Origin of the sequence: Pseudomonas sp. RL_5y_Pfl2_69 (assembly GCF_963970465.1) — a bacterium.
In the GTDB taxonomy this organism is placed as follows: Bacteria; Pseudomonadota; Gammaproteobacteria; order Pseudomonadales; family Pseudomonadaceae; genus Aquipseudomonas.
The window spans coordinates 82,210-103,990 of sequence record NZ_CAXAOU010000009.1 but is presented as its reverse complement, the minus strand read 5'-3'; the positions used below and the strand labels follow the sequence as shown (position 1 = coordinate 103,990).

General features: G+C 53.1%; 21 protein-coding genes and 2 pseudogenes. 7 read left to right on the top strand and 16 right to left on the bottom strand.

Annotation, left to right across the window (positions count from 1 at the left end):
- Positions 1–13: 13 nt before the first annotated feature.
- Complete coding sequence (locus AACY07_RS16335) at positions 14–1,405, bottom strand: MBL fold metallo-hydrolase (protein WP_339476129.1); 1,392 nt, start codon at positions 1,403–1,405, stop codon at positions 14–16.
- 96 nt (positions 1,406–1,501) lie between these two features.
- Positions 1,502–2,422 carry a universal stress protein gene (locus tag AACY07_RS16330; RefSeq protein WP_339476127.1) on the bottom strand — a complete coding sequence of 307 codons (921 nt, stop codon included), beginning with the start codon at positions 2,420–2,422 and terminating at the stop codon, positions 1,502–1,504.
- A gap of 410 nt (positions 2,423–2,832) precedes the next feature.
- Here AACY07_RS16330 and fnr point away from each other — a divergent pair, with 410 nt between their 5' ends.
- Together fnr and AACY07_RS16320 are read left to right on the top strand one after the other, a co-directional pair.
- A complete protein-coding gene (gene fnr / locus AACY07_RS16325) occupies positions 2,833–3,576 on the top strand; it encodes a fumarate/nitrate reduction transcriptional regulator Fnr (protein ID WP_339476124.1) in 744 nt (247 codons plus the stop codon).
- Between the two features lie 200 nt (positions 3,577–3,776).
- Positions 3,777–4,340, top strand: coding sequence for a GNAT family N-acetyltransferase (locus AACY07_RS16320; protein ID WP_048361788.1), 564 nt, complete (start codon positions 3,777–3,779; stop codon positions 4,338–4,340).
- Between the two features lie 88 nt (positions 4,341–4,428).
- Here AACY07_RS16320 and AACY07_RS16315 read toward each other — a convergent pair whose 3' ends face one another.
- The 3 genes and pseudogenes from AACY07_RS16315 to AACY07_RS16305 form a co-directional block, all read right to left on the bottom strand.
- A complete protein-coding gene (locus AACY07_RS16315; protein WP_339476117.1) occupies positions 4,429–4,665 on the bottom strand; it encodes an Lpp/OprI family alanine-zipper lipoprotein in 237 nt (78 codons plus the stop codon).
- Positions 4,666–4,906: 241 nt separating this feature from the next.
- Positions 4,907–5,071 (bottom strand): annotated as a pseudogene (locus AACY07_RS16310) (universal stress protein); the annotation flags it as partial.
- Between the two features lie 65 nt (positions 5,072–5,136).
- Entirely contained in the window at positions 5,137–6,042 is a 906-nt protein-coding gene (locus AACY07_RS16305; protein ID WP_339476115.1) for a universal stress protein, read from the bottom strand.
- A gap of 203 nt (positions 6,043–6,245) precedes the next feature.
- On the opposite strand from AACY07_RS16305, the gene AACY07_RS16300 reads away from it, so the two are divergent.
- Entirely contained in the window at positions 6,246–7,205 is a 960-nt protein-coding gene (locus tag AACY07_RS16300) for a sensor domain-containing diguanylate cyclase (protein WP_339476114.1), read from the top strand.
- Here AACY07_RS16300 and AACY07_RS16295 read toward each other — a convergent pair.
- The 9 genes from AACY07_RS16295 to AACY07_RS16255 form a co-directional block, all read right to left on the bottom strand.
- Positions 7,147–8,385 carry an MgtC/SapB family protein gene (locus tag AACY07_RS16295; RefSeq protein WP_339476113.1) on the bottom strand — a complete coding sequence of 413 codons (1,239 nt, stop codon included), beginning with the start codon at positions 8,383–8,385 and terminating at the stop codon, positions 7,147–7,149. The genes AACY07_RS16300 and AACY07_RS16295 overlap by 59 nt on opposite strands.
- 259 nt (positions 8,386–8,644) lie before the next feature.
- Positions 8,645–10,276 (bottom strand): diguanylate cyclase domain-containing protein, encoded by a 1,632-nt coding sequence (locus AACY07_RS16290; RefSeq protein WP_339476110.1) that lies wholly within the window; start codon positions 10,274–10,276, stop codon positions 8,645–8,647.
- 302 nt (positions 10,277–10,578) lie between these two features.
- On the bottom strand, positions 10,579–11,946 hold the full coding sequence (locus AACY07_RS16285) for a sensor histidine kinase (protein ID WP_339476107.1): 1,368 nt from the start codon (positions 11,944–11,946) through the stop codon (positions 10,579–10,581).
- Positions 11,943–12,605: a response regulator gene (locus AACY07_RS16280; RefSeq protein WP_339476104.1), complete on the bottom strand. Its 663-nt coding sequence runs from the start codon at positions 12,603–12,605 to the stop codon at positions 11,943–11,945. Before AACY07_RS16280 ends, AACY07_RS16285 begins: the two co-directional genes overlap by 4 nt.
- A gap of 11 nt (positions 12,606–12,616) precedes the next feature.
- Complete coding sequence (locus AACY07_RS16275; RefSeq protein WP_339476101.1) at positions 12,617–13,261, bottom strand: tetratricopeptide repeat protein; 645 nt, start codon at positions 13,259–13,261, stop codon at positions 12,617–12,619.
- Positions 13,258–14,067 (bottom strand): SDR family oxidoreductase, encoded by an 810-nt coding sequence (locus AACY07_RS16270; RefSeq protein WP_339476098.1) that lies wholly within the window; start codon positions 14,065–14,067, stop codon positions 13,258–13,260. The genes AACY07_RS16275 and AACY07_RS16270 overlap by 4 nt, the downstream gene beginning before the upstream one ends.
- Positions 14,054–14,728, bottom strand: coding sequence for a TenA family transcriptional regulator (locus AACY07_RS16265; RefSeq protein ID WP_339476096.1), 675 nt, complete (start codon positions 14,726–14,728; stop codon positions 14,054–14,056). Before AACY07_RS16265 ends, AACY07_RS16270 begins: the two co-directional genes overlap by 14 nt.
- Positions 14,725–16,206 carry an AMP-binding protein gene (locus AACY07_RS16260; RefSeq protein WP_339476093.1) on the bottom strand — a complete coding sequence of 494 codons (1,482 nt, stop codon included), beginning with the start codon at positions 16,204–16,206 and terminating at the stop codon, positions 14,725–14,727. The genes AACY07_RS16265 and AACY07_RS16260 overlap by 4 nt, the downstream gene beginning before the upstream one ends.
- Positions 16,196–16,873 (bottom strand): thermostable hemolysin, encoded by a 678-nt coding sequence (locus AACY07_RS16255; RefSeq protein ID WP_339476090.1) that lies wholly within the window; start codon positions 16,871–16,873, stop codon positions 16,196–16,198. Before AACY07_RS16255 ends, AACY07_RS16260 begins: the two co-directional genes overlap by 11 nt.
- A gap of 184 nt (positions 16,874–17,057) precedes the next feature.
- Here AACY07_RS16255 and AACY07_RS16250 point away from each other — a divergent pair, with 184 nt between their 5' ends.
- Positions 17,058–17,603 (top strand): cytochrome b, encoded by a 546-nt coding sequence (locus tag AACY07_RS16250; RefSeq protein WP_339476088.1) that lies wholly within the window; start codon positions 17,058–17,060, stop codon positions 17,601–17,603.
- Positions 17,604–17,804: 201 nt separating this feature from the next.
- Positions 17,805–19,058 carry a ferredoxin reductase family protein gene (locus tag AACY07_RS16245; protein ID WP_339476085.1) on the top strand — a complete coding sequence of 418 codons (1,254 nt, stop codon included), beginning with the start codon at positions 17,805–17,807 and terminating at the stop codon, positions 19,056–19,058.
- A gap of 125 nt (positions 19,059–19,183) precedes the next feature.
- Here AACY07_RS16245 and AACY07_RS16240 read toward each other — a convergent pair whose 3' ends face one another.
- Positions 19,184–19,408: a hypothetical protein gene (locus AACY07_RS16240; protein WP_339476082.1), complete on the bottom strand. Its 225-nt coding sequence runs from the start codon at positions 19,406–19,408 to the stop codon at positions 19,184–19,186.
- A gap of 1,308 nt (positions 19,409–20,716) precedes the next feature.
- Positions 20,717–20,944, bottom strand: a complete 228-nt coding sequence (locus AACY07_RS16235; protein WP_339476079.1) for a hypothetical protein — start codon at positions 20,942–20,944, stop codon at positions 20,717–20,719.
- 116 nt (positions 20,945–21,060) lie between these two features.
- Between AACY07_RS16235 and AACY07_RS16230 the strand changes: the two genes are divergently transcribed.
- Together AACY07_RS16230 and AACY07_RS16225 are read left to right on the top strand one after the other, a co-directional pair.
- Positions 21,061–21,327 carry a hypothetical protein gene (locus AACY07_RS16230; RefSeq protein ID WP_339476076.1) on the top strand — a complete coding sequence of 89 codons (267 nt, stop codon included), beginning with the start codon at positions 21,061–21,063 and terminating at the stop codon, positions 21,325–21,327.
- A 74-nt stretch (positions 21,328–21,401) separates the two neighbouring features.
- Positions 21,402–21,691: pseudogene (locus AACY07_RS16225) on the top strand (DNA cytosine methyltransferase); the annotation flags it as partial.
- Positions 21,692–21,781: the final 90 nt, after the last annotated feature.

Here is a 21,781-nt window from a genome sequence, read left to right as displayed (position 1 = left end):
GCGTGGGTGTCAGTCATGACAAATCGTCCTTTGAACGCGAGTCGTTGCGGCAAAGCTCGGCGCTGTCGCGGTATTCCGGCACTGACACTGACCAGCCCAGCTCCTGGCTGATACGCCGGCGTAATGTGTCAGAAGCATTTGGTTCTCCATGTACTACATAGGTGTGTTTCGGTGCTCGTTTGAAACCGCGCAGCCACTGGAGGATTTCATCGGCATCGGCATGCGCGGACAAAGACTGCATCGGTACGACCTCGGCCCTTACAGGGACATCCTGGCCATGGATACGCACGTACGGTGCGCCTGCAATGATTTGTGCACCGCGAGTGCCTCCGGCCTGAAAACCCGGCATCAGTAGCGTGTTGAGTGGGTTGGGAGCAAGTGCATTGAGGTGATGAAGTACCCGTCCGCCGGTAGCCATGCCGCTTGCGGCAATGATGACTGCCGGGGTGAGCTGCTTGTCCAGAGCGATCGACTCTTGGACTGAACTGACAAAGTGAGTGCCTTGGCACATGCCTTCGCAGTCTTGAAGTGACAACCGGTGTTCACTGTTAAAACGCTGATACAAACGGGTGATATCCGTTGCCATGGGGCTATTAAGGTAGATCGGCAAGTCCGGAATGTTATGTTTGAGTTTGAGCTGATACAGGTGATACATCAGTAATTGTGCGCGTCCTACCGCAAACGACGGCACCAGAGTGATACCGTGACGCAGCGCGGTGCGACAGATGACCTGGGCCAGTTTTTCCTGCGCAGACTCCAGAGGATGCTGACGGTCGCCGTAGGTCGACTCCACTAATAGATAGTCCGTCTGCGGGATGAGCTCTGGGGCAAACATCAGCGGATCGTTTGGCCTGCCCAAATCACCTGAACACACCAGCGTGACGTCATCGGCCACAACTTCTACTGTAGCAGCCCCCAGTATGTGTCCGGCGCAACGCAGCAGAATGCTCAAGCCCGGAACAATATCTACTCTCTTATGCAATTCCACGGGGCGCAATAATTGAAGTGCTTTTCGGGCGTCCTCTTCGGTGTACAGCGCCAATGCCGGAGAGTGTCTGGAAAAACCGTGCCGATTGGCAAACTCGGCCTCCTCCTCTTGTAGACGACCACTGTCCAGCAACAGGATTTTCATCAGTTCACAGGTTGCAGCCGTTGCATACACCGGTCCGCAATAACCGTTTCTGACCAGCACGGGCAAGTAGCCGCTGTGATCAAGATGAGCATGGGTCAATACAATGGCTTTGAGGTCACTAACTGGCAGTTGGAAAGGATCCCAGTTGTGCAAGCGCAGTTGTTTATAGCCTTGGAACAGTCCGCAATCGATCAGTACGTGTTGATCGCGGTGTTCCAGCAGGTACTTGCTGCCTGTGACCGTGCCGGCGGCTCCGAGAAAGGTGATTCGCATGTCCGTTTCCTTGAACTTTCATGGCAATGCTATTGATGGCTCCTTTGCAAGCCCGACAGTTGATATTTATCAACTTCAAGTGTGACGGCAGCGTACTTAATCAAGCCAGGATGCTGGCTTGACGATTGTCAAACTGCAAGAGCTTCGGTTCAGCAGGTTCTCGGCGGTACTGCCGATGAATCGTTCAATACCGTGTTGATATCCTGTACCCAGTACAACCATGTCGAAGGCATTGCCTTTTGCGTAATCAGCGATCACCCGATGAGGTATACCAGTCAGCTGATGCCGGTGTGTTTTTTCGATGTCATAGCGTTCGCCAAGCACCTCAAAGCCTTCGTCCTGCGCATCGGTCACGGCGTCTCGCAAACTGTCGTCCAGACTTTGAGTCGGCACACTTTTGGTGGAATGCTCCACCACAGACCAATTGCTGACGTTGACCATATGCAAGTCAGCACTACAGGCGTGTGTCAACGTCGTGGCCAGTTCAAGAATATGCTCGTTAAGGCCATGGCTGAGTGCCTCCAGATGTGACAGATCTATGGCCGCGAGAATTTTCAAGGGCTTTGGATTGTTGCCATTGGTCACCAGATGGACAGCCGCTGAGCAGTCACGCAGCAGTTGCCAGTCCAGGGGAGGATGGAATACGCGGTCAATAGCTCTGACATGTAGGGTGTCCTTGATCACCAGATCGGCTCGAAAGTTATTCACATAGGCCAGCACATGCGCCAGGCTTGATCTGGCCCACACAACTTCCGTGGTCACCTGCGCCCCCGCCGACCTTTGAAAACGTGCTTGTTGCTCCAGCCACTGACGATGTACCTGCAAATAACCTTCCCTAGCCTGAGCCATTGCGTTGTAGTCAAACAAACCGGCCACAGCCAGTGTCTGCACATAGTCAAAGGCGACAATATGCAGTAACGCTCTGGTTGCACAGGCCAGCTCCTGCGCTCGGTTGAATGCCGGGGTACGGGTCATTTCGGTGGGGGCAATCAACAAAATACGCTTTATTTTCAGCATGACAGACCTCATGAACCGTGAAAGCCAGACGTCCTGTCAGGGCTTTTTGGCCAGCTCATTGTCAGGTGGATCGTGGCCAGAACGTGTATCAGAAGTTGTCCAGATTCCTCCTTAGCTCTCAAGCGGGCTTGATCTATATCAGATACCCGTGCCCCCACCCTGTCCGCTTTATTTAAGCTCCCCTGCGTCTGCGCAGCCCCCCCATCTATGTCGTGTGTTTCCAGTTGCGGTACATGCATCGGGAGCTGAACGGTCGCCGAAGGCTGTGTGATGTGAACGTCATGCACCTTTGAAGGGCCACGTGTTCAGACCCGCTCGTCTGTTATCACGCCAAGCACGTAAATGAGCGATATGTGCAACTTCACCTCCCCCTATGCTTACCGAGCACATTCTCAGATGACGCTACCTCCATGTCAGAAGTCTTGGCTCTGCACATTCACCACCTCAAGGCTGCTTGCTCCAGCTGCAGCGTGCTTGAGCTGTGTTTGCCGATTGGTTTGACCGGGCCGGAGGTCGAACGTCTGGATACACTGATAGTGCAACGCCTCAAGGTTAAAAAAGGGGTGGCGCTCTACAGGACCGGGGATCCACTGCGCTCGCTTTACGCAGTCCGCACAGGTTCATTTAAAACCAGCATGGTGTCAGTCGACGGGCGCGAACAGGTCACCGGCTTTCATATTCCTGGCGAGATGCTGGGGCTGGACGCCATCAGTGCCGATGAGCATGTCTGCAATGCGCTTGCCCTTGAGGACAGCGAAGTGTGCCCTATCCACTTTGCACAACTGGAGAAACTGGCGCAAAACCTGCCGTCGCTGCAGCACAACCTCAACAAGCTTCTTAGCCGCGAAATCGTCCGTGACCACAGCATGTTGATGCTTATGGGCAACATGAACTCTGATGAAAGGATGGCAGCTTTTTTGCTCAACCTGTCGCTGCGTTTCAGTACCCGTGGTTATTCTTCCAGAAGCTTCGTGCTGAAAATGCGACGGGAAGAAATCGGCTCCTACCTGGGGTTGCGACTTGAAACCATCTGCCGGGGCATTGCGCACCTGCGCGATCAAGGGCTGGTCAGCATCGCAGGACGAAACGTCACTATCCTTGACATGGAAGGACTCAAACAACTGGTTGCAGGCTGTCATCGGGCTCCGATGTGAGAGAGCGGATGCCCACTTGAATGGCGATTTTTCAATAGCAGAATATGCGCCCTCCCCGCCACCAACGGCTGATAGTTCACCTTTGTGTCAAGAAAATCTGATCCAGATCAGACTCAATGGCTGTCAGCGAGGTAGAAAGGTATGAACCGCGCGGTTTTTCATGGCGCGTCAGCCTTTTAAACCCTATAGAGGATTGCCCCATGCTGACTGTCAAAGAGCACAACGACCAGGCTGCTGCAGCCTACGCTTGGCCAGGTGGACAACACTGGATTGAAGCGCTCGGGGATGGTCGCCACGTATTGATTCGGCCTCTGACGGAAAATGACCGGGAGCGGGAAGTCGTCTTTGTCAAACGTCTGTCCCCCGAGTCCCGGCATATGCGCTTTCTCACACAGGTAAATGAGCCGGGCGCTGCCATGCTCGATCAATTGATGGATATCGATAATCACGATCGGATGGCTTACATCGCACTGGTCCACGAAAATGGCAGCCTGATCGAGATAGGCATAAGCCGCTATGCAGCAACGGGCGAGGATGAATGTGAATGTGCGATAACTGTCGCGGATGACTGGCAGCATCTGGGGCTGGGCACGCTCTTGATGGAGCATTTAATCAAGGCCGCTCGCACGAACGGTTTTACCTCTATGTATTCCCTTGATGCCTCCAGCAACAACCTTATGCGGCAGTTGGCTTCAGCGTTGGGCTTCAAGACCCATAGCGATCCAGACGACCTGCACCAAGTTATCCATCACCTTGATCTTTAACACCGCCATTCGCCTCTGCCGATAGGCCGGCGATGCCCCCAAACCGTGCGGCCCGTGCGAGCTAGACGTGATTTAGATTGCGTCGAATTCATCTGTGCGGCGATACCTTCGGGGCCGTAGGTCGGGTTCGCTGATTGGCTTCGTCGGCAGCCTGCTGGGCCTGTTCGGCCTTTAAGTAGGCTTCGTCAGCATGCAAGCGCGCGGTTGCCGCGTTGTCCTCTGCAGACTCTAGACGCGCGTTCCACTCCTGTTCATGCTGATGACTGCACCCAGCGGTTGTTATCAGCATTAAAGTCAGCAATGAGATGGACAGGCATTTACGCATGGTTGTTCCTCTGCAGCGTGGTTTCGAAAAGGTGAGTTAAAGGAGGAAGTATCCGCGGCTGTCCGGGATGGCATTTGATCTTTATCAATAAATCGGAAACTGCAGGGAGCATGTCGGGTCATTGCATGGCAAACAGGTTCATGAAATACCTTGGCTTTTTATTGCGGTTGTCTGACCGCCAGCACACTGCCGGGCACGGAATACAGGGCCCGCTCCGTATTACTGCCAATGAACCGATCAAATCCTTCCGGGTTTCCCACAAATGAACCATGGGTGTAGGTTCAATGAATGAACGTATGCCCAAAGCCGCATCACACGCCTTTGCCAGGGCCACTGCACGTAACAGTGCTGGCGAGTGATACAGCGTATGGTCGGCAATCAGCAGCAAGCGTTGATATTGGCTCATCACACACACTCTTCGAGTGCCGGGCAAACCTGCCAGCAGATTCTCAGCATCAGTGACCGGACGCTCTACGGCTTGATCGCCAGCACGCTACACGGCGCCTTTTGCAACAGACCTTCTGCAGTTGAGCCCAACCACTTGCTCAAGCCCCGATGCTGCACCGTACCCATAACGATGACGTCACTCTCATGATCCCGGGCAAAGTCACAGATACTCAGCAGTGGCGAGCCCTCTATGAAATGACGGTGCTCAAGAGGCACGCCGTGGCGATCGGCAAGGGATGTAAATGCATCATGTTGTGACTCCCCAAGCGCTTCATAGAGGCCGGTGGCCAAGGGGAGCACACCAAGCCCCATGTCCATGGCATACACCGCGACCCAGTCATAAACATGCACCAGTTCGAGCTGAGCATTGCATTGCTCAGCGAGCTTGCTGGCCGCTTCGAGTATCTGGTCATTGAAGACCAGGTCTTGCTGTTCACTGCGCAACACATCGACAATTGCCAGCACTCTGCGCGGAAGCGGGTTGCGTGAGTGCGTCACCAGATGTACCGGGGCCGGGCAGTCGCGCAACAGTTGCCAGTCCAGTGGCGTGAAAAAGACACGTTTCAAGGCTGTTTCTTCCTGGACATCCTTGATGATCAACGCCAGTGACATGTCATTGACGAAGTGCAGTATCTCTTCATAAGGGTGATGGACCCACAGCACCTCACTGGTGACTTTAACGCCATGTGTGCTCATCAAGCCGGCTTGCTCTGCGAGCCATTGCCGGTGGGTTTGCAAGTATCCGTCCCGGGCAAGGTTGATTTGCTCGGGGGCGAACAGGCCTGCAACAGCCAGGGCCTGTAAATAATCAAACGCCACGATATGCAGCGGTAATTGCATTGCAAGCGCCAATGCCCCTGCCCGCCCGAACGCAGGTGTGCGAGTCATTGTCTGGGGGGCAATCAACAGTAAGCGCTTAGTCTGGGACATAATACACCTCGGCCAAAGGCCGCTTCAATGCGTGAGTAGGTGTTCAGATTGAGCTTTATGTGCCCTGGCAACTTGATCTTTATCAGTTGCAGACGCTCTTTGTGACGCCGCCCGTTCAGTTGATTTTGATCAACACCCTTCCAGCCTTTTGCACCTAGGCTTCATTAAACTATCGCGCAACGATGGCGGTATCGGAGGGTGCAATGATCGAAACTGACCAGCAATTACTGTTAAGGGCGTTTGATGCTGCGTCTAACCCGGTATTGGTCACGGAGCGGACAGGGTGCATCGTCTGGATCAATAAAGCCTTTTGCCTCCTGAGCGGCTATTCGAGGCAGGAGTTGATTGGCAAAACCCCGCATCTCCTTGCTTCGGGCAGACAAAGTACGAGCTTCTACTGCAATCTGTGGCTGACGATACTGGCAGGTCTGACCTGGCGGGGGCAGATGGTTGAACGGCGCAAGGATGGAGGCAACTGCATGGTCAATCAGGTGATTACTCCAGTGCTCGACGACCACGGCGTTGTGACCCATTTCATCGCCATCCTGCATAACGTCCAAATCATGGATGACGAGCGCGCGGCCATGCAGCAGTTGGCGTTCCACGATGCCCTGACCGGGCTGCCGAACCGCAGTTTATTCCTGACGTTGCTCAACCAGTCGATCAATCACGCCGGTAAACACTGTCAGTCATTGGCGTTAATGTTCATAGACCTGGATCATTTCAAATCCGTTAACGACAGCATGGGGCACGCTTGTGGGGACAAACTGCTGTATGCCGTGGCTGAACGTCTTGGCCAGTCTGTTCGCAGTTCCGATGTCGTCTCCCGTTTAGGCGGAGACGAGTTTGCAATCATGATTACCGGCATGGACACGCCGGAGAGTGTTGAAGCTCTGGGCAACAAATTGGTCGCCACGATGAATCAGCCGTTCATGATCGATGCACACCGTGTAGAAATCAGCATCAGCGTCGGCATAAGCTTGTTTCCCGTCGATGGCGCCTGTGTCGAAGAGCTGCTCGGACACGCTGACAGCGCGATGTACCAGGCTAAAAGATCCGGTGGCAACGCCTGTTGTTTGAGTCTTACGACCAGGCTTAACACCCTCAGTGCACCCAGACTCCCCCCCATAGAGACAGTGTCAGCAATATCTGGCCCGGGATGACGTAGGCTGCAAATCGTCTGCCTCCGCTGACCCAGGCCACCAGGCACTTGCTGATGGAATTACTGCTGATTGCAATTACCGTGGGAGTAGCAATGGCAGAAAACGGCAACAGCCCTGCCTTGGCCAGGGAGGCAATGGACGCGGTCGAGGAATGCGGGTCGGCAAACCCAGTAAAGGTGGCGGTCAGCATCACGCCCACCTGACCGAAGTGGCTGAGCATTGCGGATGACAACAGGGTAATGCCGGTCATGGTCAGCGTCACGATCAATGCGAGCTTGAGATTGAATGCGCCTTCAACCTTGATCGGTGCACTGCACCCTCCTGTTGTGTTGTGAAACAACAAGCAAGCGCCGTATAGCGCGGTATTGATGAATCCGCACAGCAACGGCGTCCACATGCTCTGCAAAAGAGCCGGGTCAACCGCCACAAGGATCAGGCCGATCTGCGTGATGGTAGCCAGATTGGAAAGGACAGCTGCCGCGCTGAGGATTTTGACATTCGCTGGCTCACTGATGACCCGCTGTCCCATGTTGGCAATTGTTACGGTACTTGAGGCGAACCCGGAAGCGATGGCGGAGATTGCATAGCCGTAACGCGAACCCAGAATACGAACTGCAATATGCCCCACTGCTCCGATCACCATCAACAACACGGTAAGAGTGCAAATGGTCCGTAGATTGATGGCAGCATAGGGACCAATGAAACGATCCGGCACCAGTGGCAACACTACGAGCGCTGCAATCAGCAAAATTAGTCCGTCGCGTATTTCTGCTTCGCTCAACTGACTGATTGCAAAGTGATGCAGTTTCTGGCGATAGGTCAGCAATCCCGCGATCACTACTCCCATGGCAATGGCCAGCTCCGGTGCAATGTTGCATAACGCACCGAGTATTAAGACCGAAAATAATGCGACTTCGCTCGTGACTCCTGGGTCATGACTCTGGTGTCGCCAATAAGCCACCGAGACAAGCAATGCCAGACCGGTTGCCACGATCCCTACCAGCAGGCCTCCGCCGACCTGCATCGCGCCATAGCCCAACAATGCGGTGATCGTGAACGTGCGCAAGCCGGCACAGGCGCGACTGTCCCCCCGCCCCTTGCGCCGTTCGCGCTCAAGACCAATCAGCATCCCGATCCCTAGCGCAGCTGCCGCTCCTGCAATATCAAGAGTGTCGTTCATTGTTCCCCCGCCCTCGTTAGCCATTGAGCGCTGTAGCGGTCTTTGAATTCGCCGGCTTTGCTCTGCCGCAACCCGGGCGAGCAAGCTGATTGCATCGTTGATGATGCCTCCAGGTTTGATTTCAAGAATGCAGAGGTTCGACGGGGGGCAGATTGATAATGGTCAACAATTTGCGGATGGACGCAACTGGGGGGTTAGCGCACAGTGTTTCGACTGCCCCGGTAAATGCTGGAAGAGCATGTTCAGAGCCGGCAACCGTTTAGACCCGGCAGGCCATGTACCGGCCACGCCCGGCTTTTTTGACTTGGTACATAACCTGATCAGCTGCTAATAGAAGCTCATCCGAAGAGCTATCCCCATCACCTAGAGCAACTCCTATCGAAACGCCCACGACGCAAACTTCTCCTGCAATAAAAAAAGGAGAACTTAGTGCGTCAATGCATTTGGCCGCTATTGTGTGTGCGGTATCTTCTGCGTTATCGCCAAGATCAGTTGCAACAACGATAAATTCATCGCCTCCGATCCGTGCCAACGTATCGCTTTCCCTTATGATGCTTGAAAAACGCTTCGTTACCTGGCGCAAAACCTCGTCCCCGGCCTCATGACCCAGTGTGTCATTAATATATTTAAAGCCATCTAAATCCATGAATAACAACGCCACAACCGTATGTTGCCTTTGTGCCAGAGCCAACACTTGTCGCAGCCGTGCAGAGAGATAGGCTCTGTTGGGTAAACCTGTGAGGGGGTCATGAAGAGCAATTCTTTTTAGTTCGGTCTGATTCTCATTCAGCTTGAGCAGCAAGCGATTGAAAGCTGTAATCAGATGTCCAATTTCATCGTTGTAAACAACAGGTATCGGGGCCAGTGGTATTTCATCCCGTGTCATGCGGTCAGCTTGGGCGACGGCGTGGAACAGATGACGAAAAACTATATACAGTCCGGCTGATGACAAAATGGCGAATAAGAAAATTGCCACCACGGCACCTTTAATCAAAAAAATCTGAACGCGACTCACTAATGCAAACGCTTCTTTGTTTGGCAAACTGGCTACAACAAACCAGCCCGTACTCGGCACAGATGCCATGGCCGAAACAACTTCAACACCTCCCGAGTTAGTCGTCAGGCCTGCGCCACGAAACCCCGCAACGGCACTGTCATAAAGTGTGTTGATGCCCGGGGCTGGTGTTGATTTAAGTGTTATGCCAAGCGCTGAAAACGTGACGAGCATTTTATCTTTCGGAAATACTACTTTTACCCAACCTGCTGGATTATCCATGCTTTTGTTGAGCAATAACTCCATAAACCCAGGCGCAGCCAGCGCGGTAAAGCCGACTAATATAGCCTGCACTTTACCGGTATCGTTAAAAATAGGCGCTGCTATAGGTAACATCGGTTCCTTGAGGCCCCCCGTCAATTCGGGGCGACCGATGAGCGAACGGCCGGCACGCCCCGCTTCAATGTAATCCCGATCAGAATAGTGAACGGTTGCTTGTCCCTTCTGGGCAGGATAACCCGCGAGCAACTGACCGTCCGGGCTGACGATTAATAATCCTACAGAAAATAGAACCTGGTACTCGTAATGCTCTTTGAGCCAAACACTCAACTTCCCAGGCTGGGCGATGAGATCAATGGGTAATGATACAGCAAGACGCTGAATCAACATCTGACGCTGGGTGATTTTCCTATCAATATCATGAGCAACATAAGTGGCAAGCGCTAACTGTTGCTTTTTTACGACTGTGCTCAACTCTTCATGCAGAAACTTGGTCAGCGCATACTCGCGTATGACAGCACCAAAAATGACAATACACAACGCCACCAATAGCAGTCGTGTGACAATGCTATTCAATATTTTTGAGGGTTTTAACAGCAAATAATATTTTTTAGGCATTTTGGCAGTATAGCCGGATGAGCTGCACCAGGAGTTTTTTCGGGCGCATGCATGGCGCCTTCATTTTCAGACGCTGGCTACCGTAACGATGTGTGGCCGCGGCTGTATTAGACGTCTCGTCCTCTTTCGCTTCTCGGAGCATGAAGAGCCCCCACTTCAAATAACCAAGACTAGATTGACTGAAGCCCTGTTGTCCCAATTTTACAATTGCGTGACTAAGGGTTGGTGCGTGGCGCGCTAACCAATTCGTTGATCGACCAAGTCACAGATTTACCTACATTAGATGAACGCAGTGATGGCCTTTAAAAACGCCAAATCTCTAACGTTGCACAGAGCCCCCCACATGCACGATTTTCTAGGCGGACCTCCCCTCCTAAGTGAACAGCAATCGCCTGAACAATCGTCAATCCCAACCCGGCTCCCTGATCATTTCTGCGACTATAAAAGCGCTCAAAAAGCCGCTCACGTTCCGACTCATCAATCCCAGGCCCATCGTCCTCAACTGAAAGCGCGTAGTGATCGATTTTTTTAGCTAATCGCACGGTAATCAATCCGTTGGCAGGGGAGAAATTGGCAGCGTTGGTTACCAAGTTATTCAAAGCAATATTGATTGCCGAAGCATCAACCCGGACAGGGCTAATCTCACCATTGACATCAAAAACCAGTTCTAACTTTTTACTCAATAACCAAGGAGTTAACTGAACCAGGCTTTCACGAACCGTGGCGGCAAGATCAATGTATTGAGGAGTACTCACGCCTGGTTGCGGCTCCATTCGAGCCATGGTGAGCAATTGGTTGACTAACCGACTGGTACGGTCCACACCTGCAATCAAATACGCCAGTGATTCACGACGCTCCAGCTCGGTACCCGCCTCTAGCAAGTTTTGCGCATGTACCCGTAGCACAGCCAGTGGCGTGCGCATTTCATGGGCAGCATCGGCGATGAAGCGCCGCTCACGGCCTAGCACTTCTTGGATTTGCGCGAGCATCCGATTCAGCGCTGCTTGCATGGGTTCCAGCTCACTGGGCAACGGTGCCATGTGCAGAGGTTCCAGAGACCCGCTGTGACGCGCCCGTAATATTGCAGCCATATTTTCTAAGGGCCGCAGGCCCCAACCAATCGCTAGCCAGATCATCGCGGCCAGAAGCAGACTTCCCAGGATATTGGGCCACAGGGTGTGACGTACGATCCGATCCACTAAGTCCGTACGCACATCGTCTCGCTCACCAACCCAGATACGTAATTGGTTCTGTTTGTCTTCAAGCATAAACGCACGCCATTGACGATTATTCAGGTCAACGACATCGTTGAAACCAGGCATACCAGGGGGAGAGTTCAAGGTTGGGGCGCTTGCAGTGTGCACCAGCACATCACCCTTAGAGTCCCAGACTTGAAAAGCGATCTTGGATTCATAGGGATGACCATCAGTCCATGGTTGTGCTTCGCTCAAGGCTTTGTTGAACGCTTGATAAAGATCTGCTTGCTCCTTGCTGGCCAACGGCATGCGCATCACGCCCTGCAGTAATCGTGCATTTTGCACCAGTTGTGCATCATAGACTTCAGCGATTTCATGATTACTGTCGTGCAAGTTGAAGACGCTTATCACTCCCAGGCCAGCGAGCAGCAAGCCAATGATAAGCGTCAAGGTTCGGCGCCTGATCGACATCATCCGCGCTCCTCCACCAGATAGCCTACGCCGCGAATAGTGCGAATCAGGTCGCTTGAGAACTTCTTGCGCAGATGATGTATATGCACTTCGAGCGTGTTGCTTTCAGCTTCCTCACTCCAACCGTAGAGTAACTGCATCAGGTGATCGCGTGTCATTACTCGCCCAGGTGGCGAGAGCAGCTCATGCAGTAACTGATACTCCTTGGGTGTCAAAGCCACCGCTTTACCTTGATAGCTGACTTGCTGCGTTCCCGGATTCAGACTGATACCCGCGTGCTCTATCAACATTTGCGCACGCCCAGCACTTCGTCTTAATAAAGCGCGTATACGCGCTTTGAGTTCGGCTAGATCGAAGGGCTTGATCAAGTAGTCATCTGCTCCGGCATCTAAACCGGCAATACGGTCTTCGGTAGCATCCCGAGCGGTTAGAATGAGTACCGGTAGATTAGAGGTACTGTCTCGCAGACGACGCAGTACCTCCAAACCGTCCATTCGCGGAAGACCGAGGTCGAGTATTGCCAAATCGAAACTTTCGCTGAGTAGCGCATGTAGAGCGCTGCTACCATCCTGGAGCCAATCGACAGTGTAACCCTCGCGCACCAGGGCTTGATGGATACCTTCGCCAAGCGCCGCGTCATCCTCAATCAGTAATAGCCGCACACAGACCCCTGTCAGTTTATTTTTTTATTCACGTCCGCCAGCAAAACCTCGATCTCTTTGCGTCGTCCTGTATCGGCGCTTTCCCTTCCTGGTCGAGGCGCGGCAAGCAAGGCTCTTTGCAAAGCAATTTTGGACTCAGCGTAATGTTTTTGACGGTAAAGGTGGTCACCCCAGAAGTACAGACTATCGATGCCCGTCGGGTTCAGTTGCAAGGCCTGTTTGAGCAACTGTTCTGCTTTGTTGGCATCGCCGAAACCTATAGGCCAGCCAGGTACACGGTCATACAAAGCTGCAAGGCTTGTGTATGCAGAACCTTGCAGAGCGTCAGGATCAAGGACCAAGGCTTTTTCCAGGTCAGCCTTCGCCTCTTTCACTTTGTTCAATGCGCCGAGGCCACCCTGCGCACCAGCCCAGCTGCTGGTCACAATACCGGACCAAATCCAGGCTTCGGCCACGGATGGACGCTCTTGGGTGAATGCCGTGGTTTGAGCCGCCAGTTGTTCGAAGGCTGCAGTACGTTGTTCGGTAGGAACTTCGTACTGGACATGTGCCCAGCTTTTCTGAATGCCAGCTAGGCGTTGCTGGTCACCATTATCCATGGCCCAAACACTTGGGCTTAAAGTCAGCAATAGCAAGCATGCGGTGAGGTTTTTCATGGCTCGTGCTTCTCTTTTTCAGGCTTGATGCTGAGGCGGCGAATCAAAGGCAAGTGCTTACGTAAACCTTTGTCCACCAAATGGGGCAGAAGACTATTGAGCCGTACGAAAAAGCGCTCCTGCCAGCCTAAATACAAATCCCGACGGTCACCTGCAATCGAATGGATCACCGCCGAAGCAACGGTTTGTGGATCATCAACGCTGGCATTCAATGCATCGTTCAGTGCTTGTGCCGCAGGGCTGTTCATCGTGGTACGGGTGGCACGCGGCGCAACATAGAGCACGCCAACCCGGGTATCCGCCAGCTCCCGCCTTAGGGCTTCAGAAAACCCACGCAGTGCAAACTTCGTCGCGCAGTAGCTGGCGTAACCGGCATAGCCAATGGAGCCATACGTCGAACCAACGTTAACTATCATCGCAGTGTCAGCCTGCTTAAGCAGAGGCAAGAGCAGCTTTGTCAGACAAATCGGGGCGCTGATATTAACCGCCAACATTGCGTTGATTTCGCTGTCATCGAGCTGTTCAAGCATTGCAAAGTGATTGACTCCGGCAGCATTGATCAACAGATTGATGCCGCCTATGGCCTCAGCAGCCGCTAACACTTTGCTTCGGTCAGTAGAGCACGTCAGATCAGCAGCTACCCAACACAAATGCTGCGGATAGTGTGTCAGCAGCGGGCCAAGCGCTTCCCGGTGTCTGGCTATCGCTAGCACGCGAGCGCCACTGGCACAAAGTGCGTTGGCAATTGCCAGGCCGATTCCTCCACTTGCACCGGTCAAGACCACGCGAGCATCAGACAATCGCATGCAAGCTCTCCTGGTCACGTGGCAAACCGCGAAACATGTCGGTATAGAGCCTGTAGACCACTTTCGAGGCATGAATAACGGCAGCTTGGTCGGCAGGGTCATCGAGTCTGTTCATCAAACGGCGGTAAGTCTGCATGTGTTCAACGTCGAGGGAGCCGTGAGAGCTCAGGTAACTGAACGCGCTTTCCGGCAGTTCAAGACGTTCGCGAATGCTGCCTGCAGCGTGAGTGGCCAAAGCAATGCTGGTACCCTCCAAAACATTGACCATGCCGAATAGTCCGACAGGGTTGTCACGGGCGATCAAGTCATAGAGGAAGCTGACCATCAACTCGATCGGTAAAGACGGCTGACCATCGGGTACCGCAGCCTTGTCTGCGCCGCAAGCCTCAATGTCGTTGAGTACCCATTGCTCGTGCCCGTACTCATCTTCAATATATTCGCAGACTGCTTTACGCAGCCATTCCAGGCGCGACGGCAGACGGCTGCCACACGCCATCATCAACGGTACGGTGTGACGCACATGGTAATAGGCTTGGGTCAGAAAAGCCTGGTAGCTCTCCAGGCTTACCTTGCCTTCGAGGGCATCGCGGATGATCGGCAAAGTGAACAGCTCATGACGTTCCTGCTTGGTAGCTTCTTGGAGAGTGTCGAAAAAATTCATTTTGTAGATCCTTCGGAAAAAGCGAATTGAGTAAGCTGCGCTTGGTAATGCTCGACGATTGCGTCGCGACGTGGGCGGCCATTTGCGGTGAGAAAACCATTCGCGGGGGTGAAAGGTTGATCCAACCGGGTCCAGTGATGGACTTGAGCGTAATCGGGCAAGGCTTCGTTGGCTTGAGCTACGGCAGCGGCCAGATCAACGTCGGCACAATCGGGACGATGGGGCCAGAGCAGAGCATGATTACCAGGCATGGCTTCGCCGTAGACAAAGGCCTGAGCAATATGGCGGCCCTGGGTCAGTTCGGCTTCGACCCATTCAGGATTTACATTACGGCCGAAGCTGGTAACGAACTGATGTTTCTTGCGTCCTCTGAGATAGAGATAACCTTCAGGATCAAACTCCCCAAGATCCCCGCTTGGCCACCACTGTTCAACGTGCGGTGTATCGCCTAAATAACCGAGCAGAGGAGCCCCCTTGATCAGCACTTCACCGTCGTCGGCCAAGCGGATTTCCACATGCGGTAGGGGGCGACCCACACTACCGGGACGCTGGGAACCTGGCCGATTCAGGCACACTACCGAGGCGCACTCCGAGAGTCCGTAGCCTTCGTAAACTGGCAAGCCCTCCCGATGCGCACGATGCAGCAATGCTTCACTGACACGAGCCCCGCCCACAGCCACAAAGCGTAACGTCTGCGGATTGAACACTTTCTGCTCCGCAGCGCTGACCAATATCAACAGTAGTTGCGGCACCAGAATCAGGCTTGCCGGCGCACGGCTGGCCAAGCAACCAAGCAATCGCGCCACATCGACGCCACTGGCGCCCTCAATACCCAGGGTTTTCTGGCCTGGCAAACTCAAGGTCGCACCCGCGTATAGCGCGGCGTAGCACCCGATATTTTCCAGCAAGATCGCCAGAGGCAGCAGAGCCAGGTGATGCTGCAAATCGGTGGGTTTGCTCGCATGATCCAGCTCGCGAACGACCCGCAAAATCGCTTCGGCGCTTAAGCAAACGCCTTTGGGGGTTCCGGTAGTACCCGAGGTGAAGGTCAGTTTGGCAGTCCCCTCGTGCATCGGACTCGCGCCGCTGAAGGCTTTACTCCAGAACACCCCGCTACGCACATATCCTGCGGATTCCAGTTCTGCTTCCAGCTGCGGCTCCGCAATCACCCGCTCAGCCTGGCTCTGTATCAAACAATGCTTACGTTGTCCCGGGCTAAAGAATGGTGGCAGCATGAGGCATGTCACGCCTTCAAACAGAGCAGCCAGGTCCCAGAGAATTAGTTCAGCGCCATTGTCCAACGCCAGTGCAATAACCTTGATCTGCTCATCGCGCAGTCGTTGCTGGCGATACATCACTTCAGCGTAGAGCGTGGCGTAGTTCAACTTCAGTTGATCGCCCCACAAGGCGATGGTGTTGGTTTTCTGTTCAGCGTGGCTGCGCAACATATGTTTGAAACGTTGGACTTCAAGCGACATGACTGGACTCCTCACCGGACAATGTCAGCCCAAGGCGACCGAGCAGTCCCGCAGTATGCAGATGATTGAAGCCTGCCAGGATGTTACCGACGTGCACACAAGGCTTGCTTTCGTAGTAACTGCCCCACTCGTGTTGGTCATCACCCAATCGCGCCGGATCGGCGGCACAGAGTGTCACCGGCTTCAATCCAAGCCGATGGAAGCTGTTCACCAAGCCCGCGTTGCCAGTAAACGCCACCCACTCCTGCCCGCCCATGGCCAATAAATAGGTGATAGCTATGATGCTCAAACGTGCACTGCCAGTGTCGCTGGCTACCAGGTTACCTACCTCGACTATGCCCGAGCGTTCCACGGGACGACCCGCTGTGGCACTTATCAGCGGATCAATCGATTCATCCAGATAGCGTTCCAGAAATAGCGGCTCGGCACTCGCCCTGCGAACACCCGCTACCGCAAAGAGTTCACCCGCAGCGTCACTCATACCGAATAGCTCGGGCATAAAATGACGGATGTCGGCACCGTGGGCTGTTCGGAAGCGTTGTTGAATAAAGGCTTCAAAAACTGGACGCTGGGGGTCATCTGGCAGCGCTCTAGCCAGACACATCTGAGAATTTCCGACGTGACCGAAGCGCAGTGGTAAGGGAATTTTCCAGTCGAAATGGGGCATTGCTGACTCCTCCCGGGATCATGTTGGGAGGAGTATCGGGAGCATTTCTTAACGAAGTCTGAAGATCACCTTCAGACTTCATTAAGACTCTGACTATAGGTTGACATACGTCGATTCGGTTACAGGCCGAATCCAGGCAACACGAATAATTCGAATGCCTGCAATGACTCTTTCGAGGCCTCTCATGACCCACGATTCAGTTGCTCAGCGTTACGCAAATCTGTCGATTATTTTGCATTGGTTAATACTGGCGCTATTTTTCGGTGTTTACGCTTGTATAGAGATCAAGGGATTACTACCTCGAGGCAGCACATTCAAGGCCCCCTTGCTGGGAATGCATGCCATGTTCGGGATGGCTATTTTCGCACTGGTATGGGTCCGGCTTCTGGGGCGTTTGAAACAACGCCCGCCAATCTTGCCCCGTCCTCCTGCCTGGCAGAGGACATTAGCCTTTCTGACGCACATCTCACTTTACGTGCTTATGATTGCCACACCCGTGCTGGCCTGGTTAATGCTCAGTGCCGCAGGCAAATCCGTTCCGTATTTCGATTTTACGCTCCCCTCGCCCATAGCTCTGGATCCCGATATGGCGAGGCAGTTTAAACACTGGCATGAATGGTTAGGCAGTGCTGGATATTGGCTAATCGGTCTACACGCCGGCGCAGGACTTTTCCATCATTACCTGGTTGGCGATAACACACTGATTCGAATGCTACCCAGACGCCACTAGCCGGACTTGCTTACACGCCTTATATGTTTATCTGTAACTCTCTCGATTACCGACGAGGCTCACACTTCACGTGCCATGGTGCTGATCGAGATCACCCTCCCTTTTTTTGTAACCTGCTAAGGTCTGAGATACGTGCCTTCTCAATGAAGATAAAAGTAAATTTTCAAACCATACCTCGGGTTGCTAAAAGGAGCATAAGCGTTGAAAAACTGGCACTGGATCGTCGGTTTATTGTTAATCACAACCATATCTCTGCTAATCGAGATCCCTGTCAATACTTGGCTAACCTCGGCGACCCTGAGTTTGGTTCTCGGCGCGACAGCCATGGTTTACATGGCTGCGTCCTGCCTGCTCGCGAGTCGCTGGAGGGTGATTGAAAACATTTTTGGTGGCTTGGACCGAGTCTATGATGCGCATAAATGGCTAGGTGTCTGGGCCTTGGTATTTGCCACCTACCACTTTGTTTTCAAGGCCAATCTGGATGCCTGGAACAGCGTACCTATTTGGGAGCTGCCCAAGTACTGGACCCGGCTCGTACGTCAATTGAGCTACGTCGCCCTGGGCTTGATTGTTCTGCTCGCCTTAAACCGTAATATTCCCTACAACGTCTGGCGCTGGTGGCACAAACTGTCCGGCCTATTGTTCTTGATCGTAATTGTGCACTGGCTCAGCTTTAAATCACCGATTACTTTGACTAGCCCTTCCGGGGTATGGCTGGTCTCGCTATGCGGATTGGGTGTGATTGCAGCAGTCTACAAATTAACGCTGTACCCCTTTGTCGCCCGCGCTGGAGAATATCGGGTAACCGCAGTTACGAGCAAAAATGGAACACTTCACTTAACACTCACTCCGGTACACAAAGGGTTCGCCTTCAAACCTGGGCAATTTGCTTTTCTGGCGATGAAACAAAATGGCCTGCGAGAGCCTCATCCTTTCACCATTGCAAGCGCCAATGATGAAAGTGGACAGATCGAGTTCTTGATACGGCCACTGGGGGACTACACCAAAAAACTGACCGAACAGGTCAAGATTGGCATGCTCGCAGATATTTACGCCCCATATGGCCGCTTTAAACGCCAGCCCCAGGCTGAACGCGAAATCTGGATTGGCGCAGGCGTAGGCATCTCACCATTTGTTTCCTGGCTGAAAGATCCTGGCGCTAAAAATCTGGATAAAGCGACCCTTGTATATTGCTTCAATCCCGCTCGCGCCTTCCCGCCCGCAGAGCACTTGCTCGGTATGGCACAAGCTCGAGGCGTCGAGTTTGTGAGCAATGACAAGGGTCTCGATGTACTGGCCGAAACAATGCGTCAAGCCGTTAAAAAAACCTCCCCCGACAAGGTTCAAATCAGTTTCTGCGGTCCTAAGGGCCTATTGGTTAACGTTCGTGAAATTATGCGAGCACTGAATATTCCACCAACTAACTTGCACATCGAACTTTTTGAATTCCGGTAAATAATCAACACTAGAACACTGAGCCCTCTGAGTGAAATATTCCGATTACTACAGGCCATGGGTCTAAATCCATCACTCTGAGACGAACACACCTGCAACATAGGTCTTACAGGCCTGCAACGCGATCAATCCTTGATCGCCGTAGCTGGTGGTACCGATAATTCGTTGAGCATGCGCTGGCTCATATGAGCCACGCAGCCGGTGCCGCGGGTGGTTAGTGTCTGTCGCGTCAAGTTGGACTCCGGGATCACATCGAGCAGCTTCAGGCCGGTTTCTACAGGATCAAGGTTGGTATCTGCAGCGCCTTCACCCTCTCCCGCGTCATCCTTGCGGCCCTGCGCCATGTTCAAGCTCGGCGTTCACCTCCAAGGCGCGATGGTCGCCTAAGCGATGCGCCGACAGATCGTCACACCGCTCTGCTTGCTGCTAGTCGGAGTGATGACTATGCAAGGTCTTGATGACAGCGGGATAGCTCGACGTAATCGCCGCCCCAGTGAGCGCAGAGGCGGCGAACTGAGAATTACGCGCCGCGCTGACTCTTTTGATCTGGTCGGTTAATCCGAATTAACCAGCGCCACGACAGCCTGTCGCTAACTGCCAGAGCCCTTGGTACTCCCCAGCACCAGGATGCATCGGACTGTGCTCCAGCTTTGTTACGGCTTGAGCAAAGACCGATGCGGATGCCAGTCCAGCAGACACTGCACACCTGTATCACCCCTTACCTGCTGACACTCAAAACGGAGGACTCAGACATGCACAAGTAAATCGTGAAGGGCACGCCCGCACAGCCTTGCTCTTAAATTCGGTGGCTTTTAAGAGTGCAACACAGCCCGGTTTCGACTTGGCTTTTTACTGCCTGCAGGTATTCCTCAGCTCTCCCTTGTCGTAAGGTCTGAGTGCCGACGAATACTCGTAGCCCAAGTCGAGGGTCGACCATACACCCATCAATCGCTCAGCGATCAACGTTCTCGACGGGTTGCGCGCACGAGCCCAGCAGGCCACGGCCGAATTCTACAAAAAGCCCGGCGTACAACCGCCACCTCTGGCCCCGCTAATCATCGTGCGCCCGAGCGGCAACAACACCTTTTCGCTGATCAATCAGGCTATAGGCGCAGTCGTAGCCGAGGGCTTCGGCCACAACAACGTCATTACCTATGCTCGTGAGCTAGAGGCAAAAGCAGAGTAGTTCAACGCTAAGCAGTTCGGAAAATTCCTGAACTGCTGGACTTTGCGCATTGGCATCACGCTGACAGTGTTCGCCTTCTTCGGCAGTCACATGTGAAGCGCGTCAACGCATCGGCACAACGACGCCTTGGCAAACCCAACACCACCTGCCTCCCAGGGGGCTTGAAGATGCAAGCCATGGGCAGATCTGCAACCGAACAGAAGCGCGATAAACGCGACTGCGAGAGGCTGAGTACGAAGGAAAAAGAAGCACTCGTGCTGTCACGAACGATTGTCACAGCTCTTTATCATAACGATGACGCCCCGCTGAAACGAACCATGGCGCGTACCGGGATCGATGGGGACAGGATCTGATATCGCGCTTCATTCGCGGCGCCAACCGGATGAGTGAAAAGCAATTGGCAGGCCTTATTAGCCTTCCGTAACTGACATTCTAATTATCAAAAACAAAAAATATGAGTGCCTGATAGAACCTATTCGCACTTATCAGCAGACCTAAAAAAAGCTCTTGCCCAGAGTAAAATAGCACCAATAAAAAATGGAGGCCAAACTATTAATGCAAACTGCTCGGGATCAAACAGGTAGTCTAATCTTCCGATTTCTAGATAAAAAAGTACTAAAAGTATAGCCCCTACTAATAAGGACCCCACCCCTAATACTACGAGAGATATCTCAACAAGGCTGCGCTGCGTGGCATTCATGTAGAGGCTCCTTTTCCAGTCATATCCAGATGCCGCCCTATAAATCAAGTTTCGGCACTCTTCTCTCTAAAACCCGTTACCTCAATTTGGGTAAGGATAGCCTATGCCATGTACACATGGATAAATCTCTTCTCGATTTCAAAACTGAATACGGCGGGAATGCTCGCAGTGGCGTGCATTTGCTTGAAACGATCACTGTAGTGATTGACTGCGGGACTGCCGCTTTATTCCTCGCACATGCCCTTTGGGTCGTGAACAAAATGCAAAAACTAGACTGCTGGCGCGCTGGAAGCACTGACAGTTACACCAAAGAGGTGTCATCTGCACACGCAGCTCCGCCCAACAAACCCAAGGTCAAGGCAGCGACAGAGTTTGTGGACTAAAGCAAATATCCAGAATGTCGCAGTCTTCCGGAGCAGCTAATGCGACAACAGTGATAAGGCGACACGCAGTATCTGCGCCGACCATCACTACCCACGACCGCCTGGCACTGGTCGCCATGACCATCAAAGGCACTCCGCATGTGATCGTCGATATGTGCCTATGGATGCTGTAACCGGCTTAGCAGTACAAAACCACGGCTTCTCGGGCGACTACATCATCAACCATCGCGTCGACGGTAAGTCCTTCACCAAAACCCAACAGGTTCATATGTGTGGCAACAGCGTCAGCCCACCGTCGATGGCTGCGCTGATCAGAGCTAACGCCCCTTGGATGATGAAAGAGAGCCGAGCAAATGCCGCCTGAATAAGGATTTCATCGCTAGCATTACCAAGAAATAGACTTTAACAGCCGAAATCTATAGTTTTACCTACCTAACAAGAACATGCATCGTTA

Excerpts from the sequence above, each read along its gene's own strand:
- AACY07_RS16335 (WP_339476129.1), bottom strand. The coding sequence starts at position 1,405 with ATGCGAATCACCTTTCTCGGAGCCGCCGGCACGGTCACAGGCAGCAAG.
- AACY07_RS16330 (WP_339476127.1), bottom strand. The coding sequence starts at position 2,422 with ATGCTGAAAATAAAGCGTATTTTGTTGATTGCCCCCACCGAAATGACC.
- fnr (WP_339476124.1), top strand. The coding sequence starts at position 2,833 with ATGTCAGAAGTCTTGGCTCTGCACATTCACCACCTCAAGGCTGCTTGC.
- AACY07_RS16320 (WP_048361788.1), top strand. The coding sequence starts at position 3,777 with ATGCTGACTGTCAAAGAGCACAACGACCAGGCTGCTGCAGCCTACGCT.
- AACY07_RS16315 (WP_339476117.1), bottom strand. The coding sequence starts at position 4,665 with ATGCGTAAATGCCTGTCCATCTCATTGCTGACTTTAATGCTGATAACA.
- AACY07_RS16305 (WP_339476115.1), bottom strand. The coding sequence starts at position 6,042 with ATGTCCCAGACTAAGCGCTTACTGTTGATTGCCCCCCAGACAATGACT.
- AACY07_RS16300 (WP_339476114.1), top strand. The coding sequence starts at position 6,246 with ATGATCGAAACTGACCAGCAATTACTGTTAAGGGCGTTTGATGCTGCG.
- AACY07_RS16295 (WP_339476113.1), bottom strand. The coding sequence starts at position 8,385 with ATGAACGACACTCTTGATATTGCAGGAGCGGCAGCTGCGCTAGGGATC.
- AACY07_RS16290 (WP_339476110.1), bottom strand. The coding sequence starts at position 10,276 with ATGCCTAAAAAATATTATTTGCTGTTAAAACCCTCAAAAATATTGAAT.
- AACY07_RS16285 (WP_339476107.1), bottom strand. The coding sequence starts at position 11,946 with ATGATGTCGATCAGGCGCCGAACCTTGACGCTTATCATTGGCTTGCTG.
- AACY07_RS16275 (WP_339476101.1), bottom strand. The coding sequence starts at position 13,261 with ATGAAAAACCTCACCGCATGCTTGCTATTGCTGACTTTAAGCCCAAGT.
- AACY07_RS16270 (WP_339476098.1), bottom strand. The coding sequence starts at position 14,067 with ATGCGATTGTCTGATGCTCGCGTGGTCTTGACCGGTGCAAGTGGAGGA.
- AACY07_RS16265 (WP_339476096.1), bottom strand. The coding sequence starts at position 14,728 with ATGAATTTTTTCGACACTCTCCAAGAAGCTACCAAGCAGGAACGTCAT.
- AACY07_RS16260 (WP_339476093.1), bottom strand. The coding sequence starts at position 16,206 with ATGTCGCTTGAAGTCCAACGTTTCAAACATATGTTGCGCAGCCACGCT.
- AACY07_RS16255 (WP_339476090.1), bottom strand. The coding sequence starts at position 16,873 with ATGCCCCATTTCGACTGGAAAATTCCCTTACCACTGCGCTTCGGTCAC.
- AACY07_RS16250 (WP_339476088.1), top strand. The coding sequence starts at position 17,058 with ATGACCCACGATTCAGTTGCTCAGCGTTACGCAAATCTGTCGATTATT.
- AACY07_RS16235 (WP_339476079.1), bottom strand. The coding sequence starts at position 20,944 with ATGAATGCCACGCAGCGCAGCCTTGTTGAGATATCTCTCGTAGTATTA.
- AACY07_RS16230 (WP_339476076.1), top strand. The coding sequence starts at position 21,061 with ATGGATAAATCTCTTCTCGATTTCAAAACTGAATACGGCGGGAATGCT.